The 8757-nt window shown below is 59.2% G+C and carries 6 protein-coding genes and 1 pseudogene; 5 read left to right on the forward strand and 2 right to left on the reverse strand.

Annotated elements, in window-relative coordinates; translation table 11 throughout:
- Positions 1–163 precede the first annotated feature (163 nt).
- Positions 164–415 (reverse strand): hypothetical protein, encoded by a 252-nt coding sequence (locus tag A3AI_RS0138145; RefSeq protein WP_024520545.1) that lies wholly within the window; start codon positions 413–415, stop codon positions 164–166.
- Positions 416–547: 132 nt separating this feature from the next.
- On the opposite strand from A3AI_RS0138145, the gene A3AI_RS0138150 reads away from it, so the two are divergent.
- Positions 548–2023 (forward strand): DHA2 family efflux MFS transporter permease subunit, encoded by a 1476-nt coding sequence (locus A3AI_RS0138150; protein ID WP_024520546.1) that lies wholly within the window; start codon positions 548–550, stop codon positions 2021–2023.
- Positions 2024–2192: 169 nt separating this feature from the next.
- Here the strand turns inward: A3AI_RS0138150 and A3AI_RS0138155 are convergent, their stop codons facing one another.
- Positions 2193–2486: a hypothetical protein gene (locus A3AI_RS0138155; protein WP_156928131.1), complete on the reverse strand. Its 294-nt coding sequence runs from the start codon at positions 2484–2486 to the stop codon at positions 2193–2195.
- 1124 nt (positions 2487–3610) lie between these two features.
- On the opposite strand from A3AI_RS0138155, the gene A3AI_RS0138160 reads away from it, so the two are divergent.
- From A3AI_RS0138160 to A3AI_RS49125, 4 genes and pseudogenes are all read left to right on the forward strand, one after another.
- Entirely contained in the window at positions 3611–4306 is a 696-nt protein-coding gene (locus tag A3AI_RS0138160; protein WP_024520548.1) for an alpha/beta fold hydrolase, read from the forward strand.
- A 314-nt stretch (positions 4307–4620) separates the two neighbouring features.
- Complete coding sequence (locus A3AI_RS0138165) at positions 4621–7164, forward strand: arylsulfatase (protein WP_084801181.1); 2544 nt, start codon at positions 4621–4623, stop codon at positions 7162–7164.
- Positions 7165–7520: 356 nt separating this feature from the next.
- Positions 7521–8477, forward strand: coding sequence for an ABC transporter substrate-binding protein (locus tag A3AI_RS0138170; protein WP_051382718.1), 957 nt, complete (start codon positions 7521–7523; stop codon positions 8475–8477).
- Positions 8478–8577: 100 nt separating this feature from the next.
- Positions 8578–8757: pseudogene (locus A3AI_RS49125) on the forward strand (IS110 family transposase); the annotation flags it as partial.

Genomic DNA, 8757 nt, shown 5'->3' on the forward strand with positions numbered 1-8757 from the left:
CCGCTAGTCCTGGGGATGAACACTGCCTCCGGCGAAGCACAAGGCCACGCCGTCGAATCGGTGCCCATCGATGGGGTTGACGGCGGTCGATAGCACGGGCCTGTGACGAATCAAAGCGTCATACAGGCTTTTCGGGAACCCCTTTCGCCGCTTTGCTCCCCACTCAATAGCGGGAATAGCCGGGCGGCGGCCCATGCCGGCGGATCGCCTCCACCACCTCGCGGTGCCGCCGCTGCTCTCGCTTCATGTGCACCGCGATGACTGCGTGCGCCGACGGGACCAGCAGCAAGACATGGAAAACCAGCCCGAAAATGGCGCAAAAGACGATCAAAACGACATTAAAGATTGCCGAGAACGGCTGCCCGTTGAAGAGCAGGCCAATCGGGGGCAACAGCGCTGCAAGGACGTAGATCATCGAGAGTGCTCCGGCGGCGAGTGCCGCGTCCCGCAGGATTTAGGTGGCCATGCGGGTTCCGCAATAGTCGGAGGACCGAGGGGATGATACAGCGCTTTTTCTGCCCCCATTTTTAGTCCGATTTTCTCCAAAATGAACAAGCAACGCGTGATTCCGCTTATCGTCGCCACGGCCCTGTTCATGGAGAACATGGACTCAACGGTGATTGCGACATCGCTGCCAGCAATTGCCGCCGACATCGGCACGAGCCCGCTCACCCTCAAGCTTGCCATCACATCCTACCTCCTGTCGCTCGCGGTGTTCATCCCTGCGAGCGGCTGGACCGCCGACCGTTTCGGCGCGCGCATCGTGTTTGCGATGGCTGTCGGCGTCTTCATAATGGGCTCGATCGGCTGCGCGATATCATCCTCGGTCACCGACTTCGTAATCGCCCGCATCCTGCAGGGTATGGGCGGGGCGATGATGACACCGGTCGGCCGGCTTGTGTTGTTGCGCACGATCGACAAGAGCGCGCTGGTCAATGCGATGACCTGGGTCACCGTACCGGCGCTGATCGGACCCGTGATCGGGCCGCCGCTAGGCGGCTTCATCACCACCTATTTCTCCTGGCACTGGATCTTCCTGATCAACATCCCGATCGGGCTGCTCGGCATCTTCATGGCGCTGAAGTTCATCGATCCGATCAAGAGCGAGGATCCCGAGCGCTTCGATCTCTATGGCCTGGTGCTGGCCGGTATCGGGCTGGCGGGCATCGCCTTCGGCCTGTCGGTGGCAGGGCTTAATCTGTTGCCCTGGAGTGTCGTGGCGGCGCTGGTCGGGGTCGGTTCGGTCTCGATGGCGCTCTATGTGATCCACGCGCGGCGAACGGGATCGCCGGTGCTCGACTTCTCCCTGCTAAGGCTGTCGACGCTGCGCGCGGCGATCGTCGGCGGCTTCATGTTCCGGCTCGGCATCGGCGCGCTGCCCTTCCTGCTGCCGCTCCTGATGCAGGTGGGTTTCGGGCTGACGCCGTTCCAGTCGGGCCTCGTCACCTTCGCCTCCGCCGTCGGCGCGATGGGCATGAAGACCCTGGCCGCGCGCATCATCCGCGCCTTCGGCTTCCGCAACTTGATGACCGTCAACGCGGTGGTCTCGTCGCTGTTTCTGGCTGCCTGCGCGCTGTTCACGGTCTCCACGCCGCTGCTGTTGATCATGATCATCCTGGTGGTCGGCGGCTTTTTCCGTTCGCTGCAATTCACCGCCATCAATACTGTCGCCTATGCCGAGGTCGAACCACCGCAGATGAGCCGCGCTACCACTCTCGTCAGCGTCAACCAGCAGCTCGCAGTTTCCGCGGGCGTCGCGGTCGGTGCCTTTTCGGTGGAGACCACGATGTGGCTGCGCCACGCGACCGAGTTCGACGCCACTGTCTTCGCGCCCGCCTTCCTGGTGGTCTCCCTGATTTCGGCTGCCTCCTCCTACTTCTTCTGGCAGATGCCCGACGACGCCGGCCACGAAATTTCGGGCCGCAAGGCGGTCGCCATCTCCAGCCGCAAGGGCGCTGCCCTCGCCGCCGCCTCCGTGGCGAGCGAGACGACGAACGATGCAAGGGATCAGCGGCTGGGGTGAGCCCCACCGCGTTCCCCGGTCGTCGGGACCCATACCGCGGAGTCTTTCCGTGGCACTCGGTCGCGCACCAACGACGGCCTGTGGTTATGGTCGGCCTGCGCCGGGACGACATCGTGGCTGCATTCCGATTCAACCTTCGAACACCACACCACACCACGCCGTCCGGCGCTCAGCAGGGCGGCATGTCCCAAGCCACGCCGTCGGGAAGCGCGTACCATCGCCGCAGCGTGACGGCATAACGCGGCTTGTGCCAGACCTCCGACAGCCTCTGGCACACGGGTTCGGTCGTGAGTTTGCAGGCCGAGTACCGTCCCTGGACGTAGATCCTGCACGTACCCAGCGGACCAGCTGGAATTTGAGAGGTCTCTGCGGCCCGCGCTTTTGTGGCCGCGCTCAGATCGGCGGCCGTGCAGGGTGTAACAGCAAGCAATGGGATCAGCAGGAATAGCGATATTCTGTTCATGGCGATCTCTTTGGTTTGGCCCATAAGATCAGTGAAACCCATCGTATGCTGGCGGCCGCGACGGGTTTCGCTGCGCTCTACCCATCGTACGATCGAGCCATTCGGCTGTCATCGCCGGCGGAGCGAAGACACGATTGCACGTCCTCGCAACGGCATTCGCCCGAGTTTTGCCAACCGATCACCCTCGAAAAGCCGAGGGCACAGGGAAGACCGGGTGACCGCTGCACCCGGGGCCCTCGCGCCAGAAAGAATTGCGCAAAGGGCGCGTGACCACAGGTACAGGCGGAACCACTCCGGCCTTCCCTGCGCAGTGGTTTACGGCTTATACGGGCTCTCCCCGGTGAACCAGCGTTTGCCACCGTCATCCGCGTGATGCGCAAGCATCACCCGCGAACTTGACGCCTGCATGGGCGCGCCAGGACCACACGATTTCGCCGTCCGCGAAAAACGCCGCTCGTCAGTCAGCGCATCCGCGTCCACCGCATCCCCGCCTCACGTGTCGTGACGACCGCGATACGTCCCTCGTGTCGAGACGGGATAGGCACCATACGCCAAATTTTAATTTCGATAAACAGAATTATTTTTGCCCGACGTCCTTGACGGGAGCTCCGCACCGGCGCTCGACGGGCAAATCAGTCTCGGAGTCTCCGAGAAATATTGCTCGTCGGCGCGAGCCTTATTGCAGCGATCGGACAGCGGATACTCATAAAGGTCAGATGGGCATCGATTTCAAATAGCTGGAGAGGAGAACTTGCTTTTAACATAGGTAAGCTCCGGCCCTGGGGAACCGGCGTATCGGTGCGTCCATGCATCACCTTGCGAACGCCGATCTGAACTGCGACTGTTCACCGCATCGATAGCGCTACGTTCCGGGGGGCTCGCCGCAACAGAAGCGGAGGTCATGATGATGCTCGACGAAAGCTCCCCAAGCCATCTCGTTTCCGATACATGATCAGAGATACAAGGGGAGCGCCCACCTTCACCTTCCCCTGCAATTGCCGGATTTGCGGATTGAACATCGCCGCTTGACCCCCGGCACGTTTGGCCTGGGACGTTTACGTGTAACTCCATCTCTTTCGCCATGGCCGGCTGCACGCCGTCTCGTCAACATTCGGAGGTTTAAGATGTCCGACAAGCCCACCATCGTCTTTGCACACGGCCTTTGGGCTGATGGATCATGTTACAGCAAGGTGATCCCGCTGCTCTTGGCGCATGGCTTTCAAGTGATCTCGACACAAAACCATCTCAACACCGTTGCTGACGACGCGGCGGCAGTACGAACCTCGTTCGCTCGCGCCAGCGGTCCTGTCGTTCTCGTCGGTCATTCGTACGGTGGCACTGTCATCACGGCAGCTGGGACTGACAACCGTGTGGCAGCGCTCGTTTATATATGCGCGTTTGCACCGGAGGACGGCGACACAACGCTTGTCGACCAAAACAAGTACCCGGCCACGCCTATTTTCCAGCACATCGAAGTGACAGACGGGCGCATATGGCTTCGTCCATCCGGCGTTCCCGAATTTGCAGGCGACCTGCCGGAACCCGAGCAGCAACTTGTTTGGGCTACGCAAATGGCGCCACTAGCTGATCTTTTTGGTCAACCCGTTCCAGGTGCCGCCTGGAAGCTCAAGCCGACATCTTACATTGTCGGTTCTGAGGATCGGACCATACAGCCCGAGCTGCAGCGCTTCTTGGCCAAGCGCATGAACGCCAAGGTTACGGAACTTGCAACAAGTCACGTGCCGATGCTTTCCCAGCCTCGGCGCGTGTACGAAGTCATTCGGGATGCAGCCGGCAACATCCAGCAACGGGGCGCATAGTAACGGCGAGCCCTTGCTCTTGGCATCCATGCTTCGCGACCTCTCCGTTGAGGAAGTCGTTGAGTTCGCCCTTGCTTGTGAATGTCAGCTTCTGGCCCCTTCGCGTCATTTCGTGGCAACGCAATCTTCCGGGGTCAAGCAGACATCGGCGGTTGCACGCGTTTGAGGGACAGCGACGCAAATGGACCCGCAGCCGACATCTATTGATCTAAATCAATGGAACTGCGTAGCGCTGGATTTCTCTTCGACCTGATGCCTCACTCTGCCGGCAGGCAGCGAAGGGGGAACAAAGCACGACGGTCAAGGAGGGTCTCATGAATGGAGTTCCATCTTTCCCGACTCTTCCATCAAAAAAATCATCTTCGCTCTCAAAACAGTTTCTCTCACTTCTTGCAGCGTTCTGCTTCGGGACGACGCTCGCGGCGGGACTCTATCCTGCACTTGCGCAGCAGTCGTCGTCTTCCGACCAAATCACACTTCCATCAGGAAGCTCGGCAGTGCTTCCTGTCCCGCAGCCACAATTCAGGGGGGCTATTGGTCGCAAGGCAAGCGAATCGACGCCAGATTTCCCGAAGGACGTCACTGCGCCGAAGGGTGCCCCCAATGTCTTGCTCATCATGACCGACGACACTGGTTTTGGCGCCGCTAGTACTTTCGGCGGACCGATTCCAACGCCGACGCTCGATAGCCTGGCGAAGAGCGGCTTGAAGTACAACGAGTTCCACACCACTGCACTGTGCTCTCCAACCCGTGCTGCACTTCTCACCGGACGCAACCATCAGAGCGTCGGCATGGGCAACATCACGGAGTTCGCTACGGGATATCCAGGTTATACATCGATCATACCCAAGAGCGCCGGCACTGTCGGCAACATTCTCGTAGACAACGGCTACAACACAGCGTGGTTCGGCAAACACCACCTCGTTCCAGAGTGGATGCAAGGTCCGGGAGGGCCGTTTGATCAGTGGGCCGGTGGCCTGGGCTTTGAATATTTCTATGGCTTTCTCGGCGGTGATACGGACCAGTTTCATCCCGCGCTATTTGAGAATACGACACCAGTGTTGCCGCCATTTGGCGACCCGAACTACATCTTAATTCGTGATTTGGCCGATCGGACAATCAACTGGATACGCACGCAGCACGCGGCCGCTCCAAACAAGCCCTTCTTCCTGTATTTCGCTCCGGGAAACAGTCACGCTCCGCATCAGGCTTCCAAAGACTGGATCGCCAAGTTCAAGGGGCAGTTCGACAAAGGTTGGGACAAGGTGCGCGAGGAGACCTTGACACGCCAGATCAGCCTCGGAGTCGTACCGGTCGGCACGGTACTTACCCCGCGACCAAAGGAGATCCCAGCTTGGGACTCGCTGGGCGACGATCAAAAGAAGGTCTATGCGCGTATGATGGAGGTTTATGCCGCCACCGTGGCTCAGTCCGACCATGAGATCGGTCGCGTCATCGATGCTCTTGAGCAAGCCGGACAACTCGGCAACACGCTCATCATCTATCTTGAGGGAGACAACGGCGCCAGCGCTGAAGGCACGATGCAAGGGACAACCAACGAAGTCTCTGGGCAGTTCGCGCCTGAGTCTATTGAGTTTCTCGTTTCGATGATGGACCAGCTGGGGAGCGATCGAACCTACAATCACTATCCCATCGGTTGGGCCCACGCGATGGACGCGCCGTTCCAATGGACCAAGCAGGTAGCCTCGCATTTTGGCGGGACGCGGAATGGATTGGTCATTAGTTGGCGAAATCGCATTAAGGCGGGTGGAGAACTCCGTTCCCAATTCCACCACGTCATCGACGTCGTACCGACCGTACTGGAAGCAGCCGGCATACAAGCGCCGCTGCTACTGAACGGAACACCACAGAAGCCGTTAGAGGGGGTTAGCATGGTCTATACCTTCGACGATGCGAAGGCTCCGACGCGGCACGCGACCCAGTATTTCGAGATGACAGCCAATCGCGCGATCTATCACGATGGCTGGATCGCCAGCACCACTCCTGCGCGTCTGCCTTGGGAGACCATAGGCGCGGCGCCTGACCCTGATGCCTACCAGTGGGAGCTGTACAATCTCGCCAACGATTTCAGCCAAGCCAACAACATCGCGAAGGATAACCCCGAAAAGCTCCACGATATGCAATCCCGCTTTTTGATCGAAGCGGTCAAATACAATGTACTACCGCTCGACTCCAGTTTTGCTGACCGTATGGATCCAACAATTCGTCCAAATCTCCTGCGCGGCCAGACGGATTTCACATACTACCCCGGCATGATCCGTATCCCCGAGGCCAACTCTCCCGATGTACATAACAAGTCGTTCCGTATTGCTGCCGATGCGGAGATCCCACAAGGCGGAGCGAACGGCGTGCTGGCGACCCAGGGGGGGCGATTCGGCGGATGGAGTCTGCTCATCTTCGACGGAAAGCCGATGTTTGCTTACGCCTATACAAATCAGGATGGCACGAAGTATCCAAACCAGCGGGCGGATAAGACTCGCATTGCCGGTACTGAGAAGCTCGCGCCGGGCAATCACACCATTGTTTTGGATTTCAAATACGATGGCGGCGGGTTAGGCAAAGGCGGCCTTGCCACTCTTACGGTCGACGGCAAGAAGGTCGCCGAGAGTCGGATCGAGCACACGTCTCCAGTTGGCAAGTTCTCACTCGATGAAAGCTTCGATGTCGGCCAGGATACCGGAACGCCGGTGATCGATGAGTACGATGCGCAGATGCCATTCAAATTCACCGGCAAGCTTGAGAAAGTTGAGATCAAGCTTGGACCCGATACCCTCACGCCTCAACAGCGCGGTGAACTTGAACAGCTAAAGAGGGATTTCGCGCTGGCCGTTCAATGAGATTGAGCCGGTTGCTACTACCTGATAGGGCTCCCCCGAATGCTGACTTTGAAGTCAGAGCTGACACCTTGATCTACTCGGCCCGACGGAGCGTTGTTGTCGGGCCGCATGTCTGCAAATGCCCCTTCGCGACCAATCCAGCCAAATTCACTGAGGTCTCCTTTCGGGGGTAGAGCCGACGTGATTTGCTCGTTGCGGGTGTTTCGGCACGTGATCCGTTTCGGACTTCAGAACGGGCAGCGATTTGGGGCAACTTAAAGCAATTTCGTAATTCGCAATGTGTTAGGTTGCGCGCAGTGGTTCTCGCGTCCCTGGGAGGCACGATGCGACGACGCCAATTCGTCACAGGTGTTGCTATGGCGACGCTCTGGCCAGTTGCGGCGCGCGCGCAGCGGAACGAGCGGGTACGGCACATCGCTATATTCTATGGTGTCGGCGAAGGCGATTTGGCGGTACAGGCCAATCTTTCGGCGTTTCTCCAAGAACTTCAGCGATTGGGCTGGAGCGATGGCCGCAATGCGCGGTTCGACATTCGATGGGGTGAAAGCGACCCCGGTCGCATTCGGAAATACGCGGCGGAATTGGCCGCGCTTGCGCCGGATGTCATCCTGGCGATCGGCCCTGATAGCGTGGCTGCCTTGCTGGATGCAACCCGCACCGTTCCGATTGTGTTTGCGATTGTTCCCGATCCAGTCGGCGCCGGTTTTGTTGATAGTCTCGCAGAACCGGGCGGCAACGCGACCGGCTTCCTCATGCTCGAATATAGCTTGGCCGGCAAATGGCTCGAACTGCTCAAGGAGGTCGCACCGAAGATCAGGCGAGTGGCAGTCCTACGAGACCCCACGATAACTGCGGGCACTGGCCAGTTTGCCGTCATCCAATCGGTGGCGCCCTCGCTCGGCGTGGACCTGCGCCCCATCGATGTGCGTGATCCAGCCCACATTGAGCGCGCTGTCGCGGCATTCACTCGCTCTGCAAACGGTGGCATGATAGTTACTTCAAGCACCTCCGCGGTGGCCAATCGCGAACTGATAATTGCGCTCGCCGCCCAACTCAAAATGCCTGCGGTCTATTTTGAGCGCGGCCTCTTTGCCGCCGCCGGAGGATTGATCTCATACGGACCTAGTTTTCGCGATCAGCATCGCCGTGCGGCTGGCTACGTCGATCGCATTCTCAAGGGCGAGCAGCCTGCCGACCTGCCAGTACAGGCGCCCGACAGATATGAACTGGCGATAAACTTGAGAACTGCGAAGGCACTGGACCTAGCCATTCCAGACACAGTGCTCTCACGGGCTGACGAGGTGATCGAATAGCAGGATGTCTGTTGTTGATGCTGTGGACGGCTCCTCCACCGGCGCGAGAGCGCCAAGGAGTGGGTGCCGATTGAGGCTCCACGATTCGGAGGAGCAGCCTATGCAGTCAATTTCGACGATCGGTCTGGATATCGCAAAGTCGGTCTTTCAAGTACACGGCGTTGATGCAGCCGGCCAGGTCGTTTTGCGCCGTCAGTTGCGGCGCCGACACATCTTGGCATTTTTCCAGAAACTGCCGCCGTGCATGGTCGGCATTGAGGCTTGCGCGTCATCCCACCAT

This window comes from Bradyrhizobium sp. Tv2a-2 (assembly GCF_000472425.1).
Classification (GTDB): domain Bacteria; phylum Pseudomonadota; class Alphaproteobacteria; order Rhizobiales; family Xanthobacteraceae; genus Bradyrhizobium.